At 66.2% G+C, this 15,434-nt stretch carries 18 protein-coding genes and 1 pseudogene; all 19 read right to left on the bottom strand.

Annotated elements, in window-relative coordinates; translation table 11 throughout:
* Positions 1-2: 2 nt before the first annotated feature.
* Positions 3-914 (bottom strand): DUF2163 domain-containing protein, encoded by a 912-nt coding sequence (locus tag EU800_RS04765; RefSeq protein WP_129629092.1) that lies wholly within the window; start codon positions 912-914, stop codon positions 3-5.
* On the bottom strand, positions 914-1,546 hold the full coding sequence (locus EU800_RS04770; RefSeq protein ID WP_129629094.1) for a DUF2460 domain-containing protein: 633 nt from the start codon (positions 1,544-1,546) through the stop codon (positions 914-916). The genes EU800_RS04765 and EU800_RS04770 overlap by 1 nt, the downstream gene beginning before the upstream one ends.
* A gap of 18 nt (positions 1,547-1,564) precedes the next feature.
* Positions 1,565-2,230 carry a phage tail tape measure protein gene (locus EU800_RS04775; protein ID WP_129629096.1) on the bottom strand — a complete coding sequence of 222 codons (666 nt, stop codon included), beginning with the start codon at positions 2,228-2,230 and terminating at the stop codon, positions 1,565-1,567.
* The gene (locus tag EU800_RS04780) at positions 2,220-2,417 is read right to left on the bottom strand and encodes a rcc01693 family protein (RefSeq protein WP_129629098.1); all 198 of its coding nucleotides are present in this window, start codon (positions 2,415-2,417) and stop codon (positions 2,220-2,222) included. Before EU800_RS04780 ends, EU800_RS04775 begins: the two co-directional genes overlap by 11 nt.
* A 3-nt stretch (positions 2,418-2,420) precedes the next feature.
* Entirely contained in the window at positions 2,421-2,744 is a 324-nt protein-coding gene (locus tag EU800_RS04785) for a gene transfer agent family protein (RefSeq protein WP_129629100.1), read from the bottom strand.
* 3 nt (positions 2,745-2,747) lie between these two features.
* Positions 2,748-3,161 carry a phage major tail protein, TP901-1 family gene (locus EU800_RS04790; RefSeq protein WP_129629102.1) on the bottom strand — a complete coding sequence of 138 codons (414 nt, stop codon included), beginning with the start codon at positions 3,159-3,161 and terminating at the stop codon, positions 2,748-2,750.
* Between the two features lie 33 nt (positions 3,162-3,194).
* On the bottom strand, positions 3,195-3,605 hold the full coding sequence (locus EU800_RS04795; RefSeq protein ID WP_129629104.1) for a DUF3168 domain-containing protein: 411 nt from the start codon (positions 3,603-3,605) through the stop codon (positions 3,195-3,197).
* Complete coding sequence (locus tag EU800_RS04800; RefSeq protein WP_371685569.1) at positions 3,602-3,949, bottom strand: phage head closure protein; 348 nt, start codon at positions 3,947-3,949, stop codon at positions 3,602-3,604. Before EU800_RS04800 ends, EU800_RS04795 begins: the two co-directional genes overlap by 4 nt.
* The gene (locus EU800_RS04805) at positions 3,946-4,545 is read right to left on the bottom strand and encodes a head-tail connector protein (protein WP_129629106.1); all 600 of its coding nucleotides are present in this window, start codon (positions 4,543-4,545) and stop codon (positions 3,946-3,948) included. Before EU800_RS04805 ends, EU800_RS04800 begins: the two co-directional genes overlap by 4 nt.
* A gap of 165 nt (positions 4,546-4,710) precedes the next feature.
* Complete coding sequence (locus EU800_RS04810) at positions 4,711-5,889, bottom strand: phage major capsid protein (protein ID WP_129629108.1); 1,179 nt, start codon at positions 5,887-5,889, stop codon at positions 4,711-4,713.
* Between the two features lie 32 nt (positions 5,890-5,921).
* Complete coding sequence (locus EU800_RS04815) at positions 5,922-6,482, bottom strand: HK97 family phage prohead protease (protein WP_129629110.1); 561 nt, start codon at positions 6,480-6,482, stop codon at positions 5,922-5,924.
* Positions 6,483-6,505: 23 nt separating this feature from the next.
* The gene (locus EU800_RS04820; RefSeq protein ID WP_129629112.1) at positions 6,506-7,696 is read right to left on the bottom strand and encodes a phage portal protein; all 1,191 of its coding nucleotides are present in this window, start codon (positions 7,694-7,696) and stop codon (positions 6,506-6,508) included.
* 148 nt (positions 7,697-7,844) lie between these two features.
* Positions 7,845-9,188: pseudogene (locus tag EU800_RS04825) on the bottom strand (DNA-packaging protein).
* On the bottom strand, positions 9,127-9,552 hold the full coding sequence (locus tag EU800_RS04830; protein ID WP_129629114.1) for a hypothetical protein: 426 nt from the start codon (positions 9,550-9,552) through the stop codon (positions 9,127-9,129). The pseudogene EU800_RS04825 and the gene EU800_RS04830 overlap by 62 nt, the downstream one beginning before the upstream one ends.
* Positions 9,553-9,660: 108 nt before the next feature.
* On the bottom strand, positions 9,661-10,815 hold the full coding sequence (mltG, locus tag EU800_RS04835; RefSeq protein WP_129629116.1) for an endolytic transglycosylase MltG: 1,155 nt from the start codon (positions 10,813-10,815) through the stop codon (positions 9,661-9,663).
* Positions 10,815-12,077 (bottom strand): beta-ketoacyl-ACP synthase II, encoded by a 1,263-nt coding sequence (gene fabF, locus EU800_RS04840; protein ID WP_129629118.1) that lies wholly within the window; start codon positions 12,075-12,077, stop codon positions 10,815-10,817. The genes mltG and fabF overlap by 1 nt, the downstream gene beginning before the upstream one ends.
* Before the next feature lie 103 nt (positions 12,078-12,180).
* Positions 12,181-12,762, bottom strand: coding sequence for a TIGR02281 family clan AA aspartic protease (locus EU800_RS04845; RefSeq protein ID WP_129629121.1), 582 nt, complete (start codon positions 12,760-12,762; stop codon positions 12,181-12,183).
* Positions 12,763-12,865: 103 nt separating this feature from the next.
* Complete coding sequence (locus EU800_RS04850; RefSeq protein ID WP_129629123.1) at positions 12,866-13,486, bottom strand: MarC family protein; 621 nt, start codon at positions 13,484-13,486, stop codon at positions 12,866-12,868.
* A 61-nt stretch (positions 13,487-13,547) separates the two neighbouring features.
* Complete coding sequence (locus EU800_RS04855) at positions 13,548-15,386, bottom strand: ABC-F family ATP-binding cassette domain-containing protein (RefSeq protein WP_129629125.1); 1,839 nt, start codon at positions 15,384-15,386, stop codon at positions 13,548-13,550.
* Positions 15,387-15,434: the final 48 nt, after the last annotated feature.

Below are 15,434 nucleotides of genomic sequence, written 5' to 3' on the forward strand. Positions count from 1 at the left end.
CTTCACGACACAATGGGCGCGTTCATGCTGCCCCCGTCATATTCCTCTCCACTGCGTGGATAGGAGGTGAGCCAATCCTCACCCGGGATGTGAGGACAGCCACGAAAGTTCATGAAATTGTTGAATTTCATCGCACATTGGGAGGCCGTCTTGTTGCATCCTGCTTCCAGCCGGATCCGATCACCTGCCCGGACATCCGCCCGAAGCCCCTGCCAGAGCGTCACTTCGCGCATCCCGCCGCTCGACAGATCGTTCTTGATCCAGCCGATAAGCCCGGATCCCGCGCCATCAAGGATCCGCAGGCGGCCCCGTTCGAACCATCCAGCCGAAAATCCGCCGTGGTCAGAAAAGCGGATAACCCGAGCGTCTTCCACATCGGCCACATCGAACTCGGCGAAATACCCCGCAGAATTCAGATTGAACCGGCATTTGCTATCCCCGAGAACAGCCGAACAGCTACGCTGAAACAGCCGCCCGCGCGGCCGGTTGAGTGCGTCGGTCAGCCCGCGCAACTCGGCACCAAACGCACCGTCGTTCCGGGTGACCTCGCCCAGCGTTCCCGTGAACCGCACCACCCGCTCGTTCGGGTCAACCCAGTTGACCAGCCAACAGGTCACCTGCGCCTCATCGAAACGTCCCGCCTCGATATCGGCCTCCGAGATCCCGGCATCGCTCAGCGCGCCGACAGTTTCGCTGTTGTTCACCGCGAGCCCCGTCGTCGTCTCGAGCGCGCTGGCAGTAACTCCACTGCTTGCGCCGAAGACCATGCCATCAAAGCTGATGTCAGCATCGTGATCGGTGAAGCCGCGGGTCCAGCCATCCTTGCGCTGCAAAAGCCAGCAGCGACAGGTGGTCGTGCATTTGGTGGCGAGATGCGCGTAAAGCGCCTGTGCGTTCGGTGTCGATCCGGCCATCACATCCGTACCTCCACCACGGGAACATCCGGCACCTCGCCGGCTTCGAACCCCACCGCAGAAACGCGGATGCCGTCAGTGTCGAAGCGAACTGGCACGTCGAACTCGAACCCGGCTGTCACGATCGCGCCACTCTGGGGCGCCGTTGAACAGGTGACGATCCCGGTGCTCTCGTCCACTGTCCAGTCTGTTCCCTCGGTACGTTCGACACCGTCCAACGCCACCCGGACACTCCCGGCCACGGGCTTCCGGATCGGCCGGACATAGCTCTCGCCGCCAGATGTGTAGACTTTCACAAGCTGAAAGCCCGCAGTCGCACCGTCTCCGAATCCGAGCGACTGGTCCCTGCAATCGATCGCCGCCGAAGGCAGAGACGACTTGTAGTCCGTCCAGTCCTTCCAGCGAAACGCGTAGAGCTGCCCCCTCCGCGCCTCGAAGAAAGCGAGAAGCTCTTCCAACTCGTCCAGCGTCCGAACGCCCAACCCCGCGTCGTAGCGGCGCCGCGAATGCGCCCAGGGCGTGTTGCGCTCCTCATATCCATTTGCCAGCGAAATGATCTCGGTTCGCCGCTCCGGACCGCCCAGCGATCCGAAGCTCACCGCCGTCGGGAAACGGAATTCGTGAAATCCCATGTCAGCCCCTCCTTGCGTCTACCGGTTCCGCTGACCACGCCCGAGCGCACGGCCGAGCTGCGCGGCGACCTGGCTCTGGCTGCGCCGGAACCCTTCGATATCGGGCGTCGAGATATTCACGACGACACTCGGCGCCGCGTTCTGCCCGCCCGCCTCCGCACGAACGCCAAGTCGACCATCTGCGCCGCGGGAGAGCGGCATGATCGCCTCAGGCCCGGCCTCGCCCATCAGACCGACCCTGCCACGCATCGGAAAAACGGTCTGCGCCGTAACGACACCACCACGCGCGAAGGGCATCACACGCCCCTGTGCGAAGCTTCCGCCTCCCGCGAAGGCCGCAGCCCCGATCCCGGCGAAACCACTCGCAATGGACCCGCCGATCTGCTTGATGACAGGCTGGATCGCCGCGGAATAGGTCGCGTCGACAATCGATTGCGCGACCATCTTCATTGCGTCCGAGGCATTCATCCCGTCGAACACGAGCCCCTCGAACGCGCGCCTCAGACCGCCGCCGATGCTCGTGGAAAGCTTTCCGGCGCTGGAACTGGTCTGCGAGAGATCCGTCCGCATCCGCCGCAGTTCGCCGTCGAAAGCCGCCATAACGTTGCCCGCGTCCGCCAAGCTTCGCTGAAGGGCGTCTACCTGCCCCGAGAAGCCCTGATCGCCGTCGAATTCAAAGGCCATTGCTGCTTTCCTCACCTGTGTCGGGATAGGCGCGCGCGAGTTCGTCAAGGCGCGCACGCGTGAACGCGGGTCGCCCGGCCTCAGCGCCCAACATGACGAGCAATTCGATCGGCGAGAGCCTCCAGAACACTTCGGGCGCCAACCCGAGGTCCCGGAGCCCCAACCGCATGAGCCCGGCCCAGTCCATGCATCACGCTCCCTTCTCAGGTAGCGCGAAGGCACGCGCGAGCATCTGAGCCGCCGCCCGCGCCGCCTCGGCCGGTCCGCCACCGATTTCCACGCAGCGGAGATCCTCGGCCGTTCCCCGCCAGCCGCCGCCGCGAAGCCCGGCAACGAGCAACGCCAGCACGTCGCGTGCCCGGAACCGCCCGGATTCGAACCGCTCGACGAGATCGACCAACGAAACCTCCTCGAGGCACTCCTCCAGTTCCGCGAGCGCCCCGAGCGTCAACTTGCAGACATGCGGCGCGCCATCGAGCACGACCTGCACTTCGCCCGTCCACGGGTTCGCCATGGATCAGGCCGCCGTGAAGGTGATTGCGCCGGCCGAGGCCAGCGAAATCTCGAAATTCGCCTCGCCATCGTGACTTCCGGAGTATTCCAGAGACGTGATCTGGAACGGCCCTTCAATCGTTCCGAAATCCGGCACGATGACTTGAAAACCGGGGGTCAACCCGTCGAAGAAGACCTGCCGCGCACGCTCGTCGGTGGTCGCGTCCTTGAAGATCCCCGACCCGCTGAGCGAGGCACTGCGAACACCCGCGCCACCAAGCAGCTCCCGCCAGCCGCCCGTGCTCTCGAGCGTGGTCACGTCGACCGTCTCCGCGTTGAAGGTCACTCGCGTGGCACGCAGTCCCGCGATCGTCGAGAAGCTGCCGCCTCCATCCATGTCGAGTTTGATCAGAAGATCCTTGCCGGCTTGAGCGCCCATGGCCGTTCTCCGTCCAGTTGAATTGTTGTTCGATCACACGTCGTCGATTTGCGCCTCGAAGAGCAGATCGACCCGTCGACGTGTTGCGTCGCCCACCCGCCGGGCACTGGCCCGGACAAATTGCATCCGCACAAGGCGTCCCGGGCCCGACGCCGGAAGGGCGTCCTGAAGACTGTCCGAAACGGCACCGGCGAGGCTCTTGGCTGCCTGGAAGCCCGCGCCATCGTTGACGATGCTGACCGTGAAGCGGTGCACCGCGCCGCGCCCCGTCTTGTCGTTTCGTGCGACTGCGTCTTCGGGTCCGAGGCTGATGTAAACCGGCGGCACCGTTCCGGACGGCGCCGCATCAAAAATGTTCGTGCCGACCAGCGCGGATACCGACGGATCTGCCAGAAGATGCTGGTAGACCGCGGTTTGAAGCGCCGCCGATGCGCCGTAGCTCATGCCGACGCCTCCTCTTCACGCGCGTAGCAGGTCAGATATCGTCCCCGCGTGCCTGAATCCGCCACGGCAAGGATCCGGAACACGCGCGGACCTTCCCGGAACCGCTGGTCGGCCCGTGGCCGCCGCGTGTCGTCCGGCGGCGCCGCGCGCACGGTAATCCGGTAGGGCACATAGGAAAGCGTCACGAAATCGGATTCCGTTTCGCGCCCCGTCCCCGCCTTTACCTCGGCCCAGAGCGTTCCGAGCGGGACCCAGGTCTCCACGTAGCCACCCGACCCGTCGGACGTTCTTTCCAACGTCTCGAGCACCAACCGCCGCCGCAGTTCGGGTTCTTGCATGCTCATCGCACCCCTCCGCCCACGAGCCGGACGTTGCGCCAGCGGTCGACAAGCGAGGAAACGCCATAGGGCATCACGGCACCGCCGACGCGCATTTCGTGGCGGTATTCATAGTAATAGGCCGCCAGGAGCATGACTGCCTGCGCGAGGTCCGCCGGAATGTCGGTCCAGCTCTCGCCGAAGCCGGCGGTGAATTCGACCCGCGCCGAGCCCTGCGACGGGATGGTCGGCAGCCGCGCCCCTCGCGCCATCAGCACCGGCCGGTGCATGTCCTGCTGAAGCTTGTATTTCGACGGATCTACGATCACCTCCCAATCGAGGCAATCAACGATCCGCACCTCGCGGATCGCGCTCACCGGCGCCACCGGCAGGGTCTGCGCCCGCCCGTCCCGCCAGGCCATCAGGCTCCAGCTGAAGTCACGCTCCAGGAGCACCTTGCCTGTCCAGGCCTCCACCGCCGCGATTGCCGCGCGCAGGAAGGTCTCCAGAAGGCTGTCCTCGGCTCCCTCGTCGGCAAACCCTGTGCCCAGACGCAAGTGATCCCGAAATCCCGCAACCGGCAGTGAAGCGGCAGGCGTTGTGGTCTGCTCGACTAACATCATCCAGCTCTCCGAATTGTTCTGCCCCTCATCGGTCTTTGACAGACGTGCGCGCCCCGCATTGCTCGACGGAGGGGGAGCAACTGGACAACGCGGGCCGAGAACCTCTCGACGCACGCCTGCCGACCGCCCCGGGTGTGGGTGCCGGGGCGGCCATTCCGGTCAGGGTCAGCTAGCCGAGAATTTCAGGACCTTGATCGCGGCGAAGTCGCTGACATCGCCACCGACCCGCTTGGTTGCGTAGAACAGGACATGCGGCTTGGCCGAGAACGGGTCGCGCAGGACACGCAGGTCCGGACGCTCGGCAATCGTGTAGCCGGCCGAAAAATCGCCGAAGGCAATGGCGTTCGCGCCGGACGCGATGTCGGGCATGTCCTCGGCAATCAACACCGGGTAGCCGAGCAGGCGGGCCGGTTCGCCGGCAGCCAGGCCATCCGACCAGAGGAAGCGGCCATCGGCATCCTTGAGCTTGCGCACGGTTCCGGCAGTCTTCGAATTCATCACGAAGGTGCCGTTGGCACGGTATTCGGCACCAAGCGCGTAGACCAGGTCGATGAGCGCGTCGGCCGAACCGAACGCACCGTCGACTCCAGTCGCGATGTAGCCGATCTCGCCCCAGGTCCAGATTTCATTGTCGGCAACCGTGTGCGACAGGAAGCCCGTCGGCTTGTCCATGCCGTTGCCGTTGATGAAGGCGGCGGCTTCGGCACGGGCGAACTTCTTCGCGATGCGGTCGGCCAGCCAGCCGTCGATGTCGAAGGCGCTGTCGTCAAGCAGCCGCTGGCTGGCCTTCGGCATCGCCGACAGCTCGTGCAGAGGGATCGAGATGCGTTCGATCTGCGGCGTATCGGTCTCGATGGTTGGGTCCGACTCGGTGGCCCAACCCGACCCGAGCTCGCCCTGATCGATGAGCACGTCAAACGAGGTCGACTCGACATGCACCACATTGGCGATCGACCGGATCGAGGCTGCGGACGAAAGCACCGTGGCGACCGCCGCAGAGGTCTCCGGGTCCACCAGATACCCGCCATCAGCGGCGACGGCGGTCGAGAGCGCCTTGCCCTCCAGCTCCAACCCGCGCAGGAGATCGTCGTCGCCCGACCGCAGATAGGACTCGAAGGCCTTCTGGTGCGGCGCACCGGCCTCGTCGGCGGCGGCGGTGGAGAGGGCGGGACGCCCGGCAAACATGGTCTTCCGATCCAGCATGGTCAGTCGCTCTTCCTGATTGTGAAGCTTTGATTTGATGTCGGCCTGGAACTCCCTGAATTCCCCAAGGAACCCCAACATGGCCGTCTTGACGTCGGGCACAGCTTGCCCGTCCCGAGCCTTTGCCTCGGTTGTGCTCATCAGCTTGTCCTTCCTGATCTGGGCTCGGCGGCTCAGCGCTCCGCCATTTCGCGGCGGGCCGCCTCCAGCGCCTCCGCCAGCTCACGCATCGGGTCCGGCTCAGGCACATCCCCCTTCGCGCCCACCCGCGCCTCGGCGAGCATCGGGAAGGTCACCAGCGACACTTCCCAGAGCTCCAGGTCGTGCAGCAGCCGGCGGCCGGCCGCGTCCTTCTCGGCCCGTTTCGTCCGGTATCCGATCGAAAGACCATCAATGGCGCCGGCCTCGATCAACGCCGCGGCCTCGCGGCCCTTCGCCACATCGGTCAGGATCCGCCCCTTGACCCGGAGTCCGCGCTCATCCTCGCGGACCTCGTCCCAAACGCCGATCGGCTGCGCGGGATCGTGCTGCCAGAGCATCTTCACCCGCCGGTCGCTGTCCTGGAGTGCCTGAAGCGAGGCACGGTAGGCGCCCGGCTGCACGATGTCATTGCCTTGGTCCTTGAGACCGAACAGCGACGCGTATCCCTCGATCACCGAGCCGTCCCGAACCGTCAGATTGGCCTCCAGCTGGCAGAATTTCCGCTCCAGCCCTGTGCCGTATATGTCCGTCATCCCGTGATGTCCTTCCTTCGACCTCAGCTCTCGTCCGGCTTGGGCGGCAGCCCGAGCAGCGTCCGTTTTTCCGCATCCGTCAGGAAGCTCGCCGCGCCGATCCGTGTCCATTGCGCCTCCCGCTCGACCGACAGCGCCGGGACGCGGTCGAGATCCGGCGCCAGCATCACCACCTGCCCCGCGAAACGCGACAGCCAGTCCGAGATCGTTGCCGTCACCCGCGTGATCATCGGCAGCACCGTCAGCCGGTGGAACGCCCGATTGGCTTCTTGGTAATTGGCATAGGTCGCGTCTCCCGGGATTCCCAGCATCATCGGAGGCACGCCAAAGGCGGTCGCGATCTCGCGCGCCGCGTCCTGCTTTGTCTGCTGGAACTCCATGTCGGACGGCGAAAAGCCCATCTGTTTCCAGTCGAGCCCGCCCTCGAGCAACATCGGCCGCCCGGCATTGCGCGCGCCCATGTGGTGCATCTCCATTTCCGACAGAAGCCGGTCATACTGGTCCGCCGACAGCGTTCCGGGCCCCCCGTCCGCGCTCTTGTAGACGATCGCTCCCGAGGGCCGCGCTGCGTTGTCGAGCAGGCCCTTCGACCAACCCGAAGCGCTGTTGTGCACGTCCACCGCCGCCGCCGCCGCCTGCATCGGAGACAGCCCGTAATGGTCATCCGTCGGGTGGAAACTCCTGACATGGCAGATCGGCGGCACCTCGGCGGCCATGTCGAACCGCACCTTCTTGCCACCGACGGCGTATTCATAGGCCACGGGCCAGCCATCCGGCCCCGGAACGATGTTCATCCGGTCGGACCTGAGCACATGCAGCTCGAACGGCAGGCCGCCATCGCCCACCGCCTCGACATAGCCATTGCCCGAGAGCAGCAGATGTCCGATCAGCGCCTCAAGGAAATCCGCCCGCCCCTGCGCCGGGTTCGGCCGGTTCACCAGGTCAAGCACCGGATGCAGTTCGTAACGCCGCTCGGCGTCTTGGCAGGTGAGCGGGATGGCCGCCGCCGCTTCCGCGATCAGCTTCACGCAGCGATAGCCGACCGGGTTGTTCACAAACCCCACCTTGGTGAGCGTGGCGGTGTCCCGCGGCGACCAGACGACGCGCCCACCGCCCTGCCAGGCGATCACCGGCCCAGTCGCCGAAGCCTTCTGCTCGGGGGGGACGCTCAGCCCGGCCTCCTGGCCGGACCGTCGCAGGAAATCCAATACCATGCGCTCTTGCTCCTTCTCTTTCGAGGGGGCCGCCGCCCCGGCGTCACTGGCCCGCCCCCCCGGCCACTCTGCCGGGGGGGCGGGCAACCGGAGAGAGGGGCGCGCCTTCCCCGGCCCGCCGCACATCTCTCCCGTCCTGTCGTTGAATTCAGAGCGTCCGGATCGCCGGACGCCGGAACTGCGCCGCCGGATCGAGCAGCAGCTCGGTCATCGCCCAGACCAGCGCATCCACCCGGTCCGGCGAGCCCTTGCCGCCATAGCCGCGTGTCGTCATCCGGCACATCTGGTCCTCAAGGTCACTTAGGCCCCGGACGTGATGCACCCGTCCCTGTTCGTAGAGCGCCGCCACAGGCTCCGCCCGCGCTGACTTGCCATGCCGCGCCCGAACCGCCTTGTAGGGCAGCATCGGATCGATCTGGTTCAGCACCGTCTTTACGAGGTCGCCGCCCTGGTTGACCTCCGCCACCAGTCGGTCCGCACCATGCCGGTCCATCGCCGCGACTGCGGCATGCGCCTATTGCAGCGGCGAGGCCGCCGAAACCGACGCGTCCTCCAACACCCAGGCTTCCCAATCCTTCGGATCGCCGCGGGTCACGGCTCCCACCACCACGATCCCACAGTCGTCCGAGCCGGCGTTGCCGGTTACCGGCGGGTCGATCGCCACGACCACCCGGTCGAAATCCGGCGTCGCGTCCACCCGTGCCGCCTCGATCCTCGCCGAGGTCCAGAGAGCCCCTTCGGTGTCCTCGACCAGCACGCCGTCGAGTTCCTGCCGACCAAGCCGCGTGCCGTCATAGCGCGCCCGGACCTCCTCGAGAAAGCTCTCGGCGAGGTTCGCCCGGTTGGCCTCGGTCGGCGCCTGTGTCACCACGGTCGAGTCGCGCTTCAGGAGCGCCTTCAGGATCGGCACGTCGCGAGGCGTCGTGGTCACGCATTGCCGCGGGTTCTCGCCGAGCCGCAGACCGAATTGCAGCATCGACCAGGTCTCCTCGGCTTTCTTCCACTTTGCCAGTTCGTCCACCCAGGCCGCGTCGAATTGCGGCCCCCGAAGCGCCTCCGGCTCATGTGCCGAAAAGGCCTGCGCGATGGCTCCGTTCGGCCATTCCAGCTGCCGCTTGCCGGCATGCCACTCGGGCACCCTGTCCGGCGGAGAACAGGCGACGATGCCGCTGTCCCCGAACACCATCACGTCGCGAACCTGGTCGAAGGTCTCACCGACCAGCGCCACGCGGCGGGACCGGCCGGGTTCCCCCGGCCGCCCCCCTTCCACTTGCGCCCGGACCCATTCCGAGCCGGCGCGGGTCTTGCCCGCGCCCCTGCCGCCCAGGATCACCCAGGTCTTCCAGTCCCCGACCGGGGGAAGCTGATGCGGCAGCGCCCAGAACTCGAAGAGCCACGGAAGCGCACACAGCGCGTGCTCGGTCAGCCCCTCAAGAAACGCTTCCTGCTCCTCTTGCGGCGCGGATGCGAGCCATTCGGCGCCCGATCTCATCGCGGGCACCGGCAAGGTCGAAGCCCTGCTCACGAACATCCCCGACGAGCTTTCGGCGAAGGTCCTCGACATGTCTCGCTTCCTCCATCATGGCCATGGAAGCCTTGCGGATCTCGGTGAGAACCGGACTCAGCTTCTTCGCCCGATCGGTCTTGCCGATGCCGATCTCCCGAACGATCTGCGTCAGTTCGCGGCTCGAACTGCGATAGATTTCCGCGGCCTGATCAAAATACTGACCGACGGTGTCGCCCGAGGTTTCGGGCGTCGTGTTTTTATCCATTGTGATAACCTGCTCATGCTCATTCCCTCCGAACGAGCGAAATGAAAAAGCACCGAGAGCCTTTCGGCTCCGGTGCTTGCCCACTTCTTCCAGCGTGGCTTGTTTCTACTTTGGACCGTTCGCAGAGTCAAGCTCGGCGTGCCCCCTCTGAAATGAGCAGCGCACGCCAAGTTACTGTTTGTTAACCATTTCTCACTGGTTGGCGCGCTGCGCCTCGATCTCGCGCCACTTCGCGACGTTGATGTTGTGCTCGCCGAGGGTGGAGGCGAAGGCGTGTCCACCCGTACCGTCGGCGACGAAGAAGAGATAGTCCGTCGTCGCGGGGTTCAGCGCCGCGAAGATCGCGTTGCGCCCCGGATTGGCGATGGGCCCCGGCGGAAGCCCCTGAATGACATAGGTATTGTAGGGCGTCGCCTGTCTCAGCTCGCTCTGCCGAAGACCCCGTCCGAGGACGCTGCGCCCTTCGGTGACGCCGTAGATGACCGTGGGGTCGGTCTGCAGGCGCATGCCCTGATTCAGGCGGTTGACGAAGACGCTGGCCACCAGGTCCCGCTCCTCGGCGACGCCCGTCTCCTTCTCCACGATCGAGGCCAGTGTCAGCGCCTCCTCCGGTGTCTCGAGCGGCAGGTCCGGCTGCCGTGCTGCCCAGAGCTCGGCGAGAATCGCCTCCTGCCTCTGCTGCATCTGCTCCAGAATCGCCGCCCTGTCACCGCCGCGGCGCGTCTCGTAGCTGTCCGGTGCGAGATGCCCTTCGGGCGGAACCGCGGCGATCTCGCCCGCCAGGAAAGGCGCCGCCTTTAGCGATTCGACCACCTGCCAGCTCGTCACGCCTTCCGCGAGCGTCACCCGGAACCGGGTCGACGGCGCGGAAAGTTGCGCCTCCAGCCCCTCGGGTTCGGGATCGACGCCCGGCACGAAATTCGCCAGCTCGACGTAGTTTTCCGTCGCCGGGTCCAGCTCCCGCACGATCATGTCCGCTTCGGCCACGCCGATCCGGTAGTTGATCTCGGTGCCGCAGGTCGACCGCCCGCTCGTCGTCAGAACGCCGAGGATCGAATCCATCGACGCGCCTTCGGGGATCAGGTAACTGCCGGCCTTCAACTTGTCGGCGCGCTCGGAATACTCGGCCCCCATGCGAAAGACCGACGGGTTGGAAATCGCCCCCTGTTCGTCGAGCCTGCGCGAGACCGAGTTCATCGACGCTCCCGACGGGACGAGAAAGCAGATCGGTTCCGTCAGCGGCCCGACACCGGCATATTCCCTCCGCCCCCAGACCAGCGCACTGGCCAGCGCCAGCAGCACCAGGATCCCGACGGTCAGCGCGTTGGAGGCAATGGCCCGCGCCATCAGGCGTCGACCTTGCCCATGATCAGGCTCGCATTGGTGCCGCCGAAGCCGAACGAGTTGGAGAGTACGATGTTGATCTCACGCTCCCGCTTTACCTTCGGCGCGAGGTCGAGCACCGCGCCCTCGGGCGGCGTCTCGAGATTGAGCGTCGGCGGCGCCACCTGGTCGCGCATCGCCAGGATGCTGAAGATCGCCTCGACCGCGCCGGCCGCTCCCAGCAGGTGGCCGATCGACGACTTGGTCGAAGACATCGTCGCCTTGCCCGCTGCGTTGCCGAGCAACCGCTCCACTGCGCCGAGCTCGATCGTGTCGGCCATGGTCGAGGTGCCGTGCGCGTTGATGTAATCGATATCCGACGCTTCGATGCCTGCCCGCTTGAGCGCCGCGCTCATCGAGCGGAACCCGCCGTCGCCATCCTCCGACGGCGCCGTGATGTGATAGGCATCCCCCGAGAGCCCGTAGCCCAGCACCTCGGCATAGATCTTCGCGCCGCGTGCCTTCGCGTGCTCGTATTCCTCGAGCACGACGACGCCCGCGCCCTCGCCCATCACGAATCCGTCGCGATCCGCGTCCCAGGGCCGGCTCGCCGCGGTCGGGTCGTCGGCCCGCTTGGTCGAAAGCGCCTTGCAGGCGTTGAACCCGGCAATGCCGATCTCGCTGATCGGGTTTTCCGCACCGCCGGCAACCATCACGTCCGCGTCGTCCCACTGGATGAGCCGCGCCGCATCGCCGATCGCATGCGCGCCGGTCGAACAGGCGGTCACCACCGCATGGTTCGGCCCCTTGAAACCGAAGCGGATCGATACCTGTCCGGAGACGAGGTTGATGAGCGCAGATGGAATGAAGAAGGGCGAGACCCGCCGCGGCCCGCGTTCCGCCATCATCACCGCTGTGTCGGCTATCGCCGAAAGCCCGCCGATGCCGGAGCCGATCATCACGCCCGTGCGCAGCCGGTCCTCCTCGCTCTCAGGCGTCCAGCCGGCATCCTTCACCGCCATCTCGGCCGCGGCCATCCCGTAGAGGATGAAATCGTCGACCTTGCGGCGCTCCTTCGGCTCCATCCAGTCATCGGGGTTGAAAGTCCCGTCCGTACCGTCGCCAAACGGGATCTCGCAGGCGTATTTTGTGGTCACGCGCGAGTTGTCGAACCGGGTGATCTCGCCCGCGCCCGATTTCCCGTCCAGCAGCCGCGACCACGATTCCTCGACCCCGCATGCCAGCGGCGTGACCATTCCCAAACCGGTGACTACCACTCGACGCATTTTCTTCACCTCGGTCCCGTATTTTCCGTTGTGGCCTGATACACGCGCGCACAGGCGCGCGCAACAACGCGCGGCCGCGGACCGGCGGATCCCGGCGCGTCGTTCAGCGCGTCAGTATCATCCGCCCGCCGCCGAAGGACACCTCGGCGAAGCGGTTCAGGTAGGACATGCCGAGCAGCGAGCCGTCCATCTCGCCTCCCGAGACCACCGCCGGCACATTGCGCTCGACCACGCCGCCCAGTTCGAGCGTGTCCAGCCGCACCCGCGCCGTCGAGACCGTGCCGTTCGCCGTGCTCGCCGAGCCGACAAATGCGAGTTCACCCGGATCGATTCCCGCCCGTGCCGCGTCCTGCTGCGTGAGAGCGATCTCCGTCGCTCCGGTATCGACGACAAACTCGATCGGCACGTCATTGACCCGCAGGACCATGTGGTAATGACCGTCGCGGCCGAGCGGAACCTCGATCCGCGCGCCCTCCTCGAAGACCGACTGGCGCGGGATTACCGTTCCGCGAATGTCGTCCCACAGGCCATAGGCGACCACCACGCCGAAAAAAATCAGAACCCAGAGCATCCCGTGCCGCAGGCTGCGGCCGATATTGTTCCGGTTCGCCACGAGGACGTAGCTTCCGATCACCGTTCCCAGCAGAACGAGATAGATAAACGAGGCGGTCTGGTCTCCCGACATGCGCTCTCCTTTCGCGCGGGCCCCATGCCCGCCCAGCAAGGGTAATCTAGGAAGCCGGGGCCGGTTGTGCCAGTCGCCGTACAGACGACGCCAAGATCCTGGCCTAGGCCGCCAGCATCCCCGCGCCGCGCAACCCATCGAGAACGAACTGCACCGAGAGCGCGGCCAGCAACATGCCCAGAAGCCTCGTTGCAACCACCGTCCCGGTCCGCCCGAGCACCCGCTCCAGCAGCCCCGCGGCGCGGAACAGCGCCCCCATCACCGCGAGCACCAGCGCCATCGCCCCGAAGACCCCGGTCACTTGCAGCGATGTCTCGGCCTCCCCGACCAGCAGGATCATCGTGGTGATCGCCCCCGGCCCCGCCAGGAGCGGGATCGCCAGCGGAAAGACCGACGGGTCCGGGCGCTCTACCTCCTCGGCGGTGTGGTCGCGCCTCTGGGTGCGGCGTTCGAAGAGCATGTCGAGCGCCGTCAGGAAGAGCAGGACGCCCCCGGCAATTCGGAAGGCCGGCATCGAAATGCCGACAAAGCCGAGCACCGCCTCGCCGAGCAGCCCGAAGAGCAACAGCAACCCGAAGGCAAGCATGAGCGCCCGCCGGCCGATGGCCCGCCGCTGCGCGGTGTCGCAGCCCTGGGTCAACGCCAGGAAGACCGGGGTCAACCCGATCGGGTCGATGATGACGAAGAGCGCCACGAAGGCGGAGATGTAGAACGTCAGATCCATGATCGCCCTATGACGCACAGCGGGGGCACTGTCCGTGCAAAACTGGCGCCGGTCCCCACCGTCATTCCGCCGCCTCCAGCCGCTCCACGGCCTCCAACCACAAAGCCTCGGCGCGCTCCAGCGCCTCTTCGACTTCGGCGTATTTCGCCTGCCAGAGGTCGAGCTTGTCGCGATTGGACTCCTCGTAGATCGCGGGATCGGCCAGGCGCTCGGACAGCGTGGAGCGCATTTCCTCCAGCTTTTCCATGCGTTGCTCGCATTTCCTTACATCCGACCTTAAGTCCAGAACCACCGCCTGGCTCACTCGCTTCGGCGCTACGTCCTTCGGTTTCTCCGGCTTCTCCCGTTCCAGAAGCATCCGCCGATAGGCCTCGAGATCGTCGTCGTAGGGCGTCACCCGGCCGCCGGAGACCAGCCAGAGCCGGTCGGCAACATGGGTCAGCAAATGCAGGTCGTGGCTCACCAGGATCACCGCGCCGGTATACTCCGTCAGCGCCTCGACCAGCGCCTCGCGGCTCTCGATGTCGAGATGGTTCGTCGGCTCGTCAAGGATCAGAAGATGCGGCGCATCGAGCGTCGCCAGCATCAGCGAGAGGCGCGCCTTCTGCCCGCCAGAGAGCTTCTCGACAACCGTATCCGCCTGCTCCACGCCGATACCGAAGCCGCCAAGGCGCGCCCGGAGCTTCGCCGGCGTCTCGTCCGGCCTGAGCCGGCGCAAATGCTCGAGCGGCGTCTCGTCGACATAGAGCTCGTCGACCTGGTGCTGTGCGAAATAGCCCACGCGCAGCTTGCCCGACCGGGTAATCCGTCCTTTCTGGGCCTCGAGCTTGCCGGCGAGGAATTTCGACAGCGTCGACTTGCCCTCCCCGTTCCTGCCGAGAAGGGCGATCCGGTCGTCCTGATCGATCCGGAGGCCGAGGCGAGACAGCACGGTGGTCTCGCCATAGCCGATTGCCGCGCCCTCGGTGGCGATGATCGGCGGGCTGAGTTCCTCCGGCTCCGGGAAGGTGAAGCGGCGCAGGGCAGCCTCCTGCGGCGTCGAGATCGGCTTCATCCGGGCGATGGCCTTTAGGCGCGACTGCGCCTGCCGCGCCTTGTCCGCCTTGTAGCGGAACCGGTCGACATAGGATTGCAGATGCGCCCGCCGCGCCTCCTGCCGCTTGCGCTCGCTCTCGGCCGCCGCGATCCTCGCGGCGCGGGTCTCGGCAAAGGTATCGTACGGGCCCTGGTAGAGCGTGAGCTTGCGATCCTCCAGGTGCAGGATCGCCTGCACCGAGCGGTTGAGCAGCGCCCGGTCATGGCTGACGATCACCACCGTGTGCGGATAACGCGCGAGATAGGTCTCGAGCCAGAGAGCGCCTTCGAGGTCGAGATAGTTCGTCGGCTCGTCGAGCAGCAACAGGTCCGGCCGGGCGAAGAGCACGCCGGCCAGCGCCACCCGCATCCGCCAGCCACCCGAGAAGGCCGAACAGGGCATCGCCTGCTCCTCGGTCTCGAAGCCGAGGCCACGCAGGATTGCGCTCGCCCGAGCCTCCGCGGACCATGCGTCGATATCGGCAAGCCGCGTCTGCACCTCGGCGATGCGCGCCGGGTCGGTGGCGGTCTCCGCCTCTGCCAGCAGCGCCGCGCGTTCGGTATCGGCGGCCAGAACCGTGTCGAGGAGCGACTCCTCCGTCCCCGGCGCCTCCTGAGCGACCCCGCCGATCCGCGCGCCCCGTGGCAACTCGATGGACCCGGTCTCCAGCGTCAGCTCGCCGCGGATCAGCCGGAATAGCGTCGTCTTGCCGGTTCCGTTGCGTCCCACGAGCCCGACCTTGTGGCCGGTGGGGATCACCGCCGAAGCATGTTCGATAAGCGGCCGGCCTTCGACCGAATAGGAGATGTCCGTGAGCCTGAGCATGGCCCGCCTCTGCCCCAGAGGCGGCAAAAGGTCAACGGTCGAGGGCGA

This window comes from Tropicimonas sp. IMCC6043, assembly GCF_004146235.1.
In the GTDB taxonomy this organism is placed as follows: domain Bacteria; phylum Pseudomonadota; class Alphaproteobacteria; order Rhodobacterales; family Rhodobacteraceae; genus Tropicimonas.

What these genes read in the sequence shown, in the direction of transcription:
- EU800_RS04780 (WP_129629098.1), bottom strand. Translation starts at nt 2,417, where the DNA reads ATGGACTGGGCCGGGCTCATGCGGTTGGGGCTCCGGGACCTCGGGTTG.
- EU800_RS04790 (WP_129629102.1), bottom strand. Translation starts at nt 3,161, where the DNA reads ATGGGCGCTCAAGCCGGCAAGGATCTTCTGATCAAACTCGACATGGAT.
- EU800_RS04805 (WP_129629106.1), bottom strand. Translation starts at nt 4,545, where the DNA reads ATGATGTTAGTCGAGCAGACCACAACGCCTGCCGCTTCACTGCCGGTT.
- EU800_RS04785 (WP_129629100.1), bottom strand. Translation starts at nt 2,744, where the DNA reads ATGGCGAACCCGTGGACGGGCGAAGTGCAGGTCGTGCTCGATGGCGCG.
- EU800_RS04770 (WP_129629094.1), bottom strand. Translation starts at nt 1,546, where the DNA reads ATGGGATTTCACGAATTCCGTTTCCCGACGGCGGTGAGCTTCGGATCG.
- EU800_RS04845 (WP_129629121.1), bottom strand. Translation starts at nt 12,762, where the DNA reads ATGTCGGGAGACCAGACCGCCTCGTTTATCTATCTCGTTCTGCTGGGA.
- EU800_RS04820 (WP_129629112.1), bottom strand. Translation starts at nt 7,696, where the DNA reads ATGGTATTGGATTTCCTGCGACGGTCCGGCCAGGAGGCCGGGCTGAGC.
- EU800_RS04810 (WP_129629108.1), bottom strand. Translation starts at nt 5,889, where the DNA reads ATGAGCACAACCGAGGCAAAGGCTCGGGACGGGCAAGCTGTGCCCGAC.
- fabF (WP_129629118.1), bottom strand. Translation starts at nt 12,077, where the DNA reads ATGCGTCGAGTGGTAGTCACCGGTTTGGGAATGGTCACGCCGCTGGCA.
- EU800_RS04775 (WP_129629096.1), bottom strand. Translation starts at nt 2,230, where the DNA reads ATGGCCTTTGAATTCGACGGCGATCAGGGCTTCTCGGGGCAGGTAGAC.
- mltG (WP_129629116.1), bottom strand. Translation starts at nt 10,815, where the DNA reads ATGGCGCGGGCCATTGCCTCCAACGCGCTGACCGTCGGGATCCTGGTG.
- EU800_RS04855 (WP_129629125.1), bottom strand. Translation starts at nt 15,386, where the DNA reads ATGCTCAGGCTCACGGACATCTCCTATTCGGTCGAAGGCCGGCCGCTT.
- EU800_RS04795 (WP_129629104.1), bottom strand. Translation starts at nt 3,605, where the DNA reads ATGAGCTACGGCGCATCGGCGGCGCTTCAAACCGCGGTCTACCAGCAT.
- EU800_RS04800 (WP_371685569.1), bottom strand. Translation starts at nt 3,949, where the DNA reads ATGAGCATGCAAGAACCCGAACTGCGGCGGCGGTTGGTGCTCGAGACG.
- EU800_RS04765 (WP_129629092.1), bottom strand. Translation starts at nt 914, where the DNA reads ATGGCCGGATCGACACCGAACGCACAGGCGCTTTACGCGCATCTCGCC.
- EU800_RS04815 (WP_129629110.1), bottom strand. Translation starts at nt 6,482, where the DNA reads ATGACGGACATATACGGCACAGGGCTGGAGCGGAAATTCTGCCAGCTG.
- EU800_RS04850 (WP_129629123.1), bottom strand. Translation starts at nt 13,486, where the DNA reads ATGGATCTGACGTTCTACATCTCCGCCTTCGTGGCGCTCTTCGTCATC.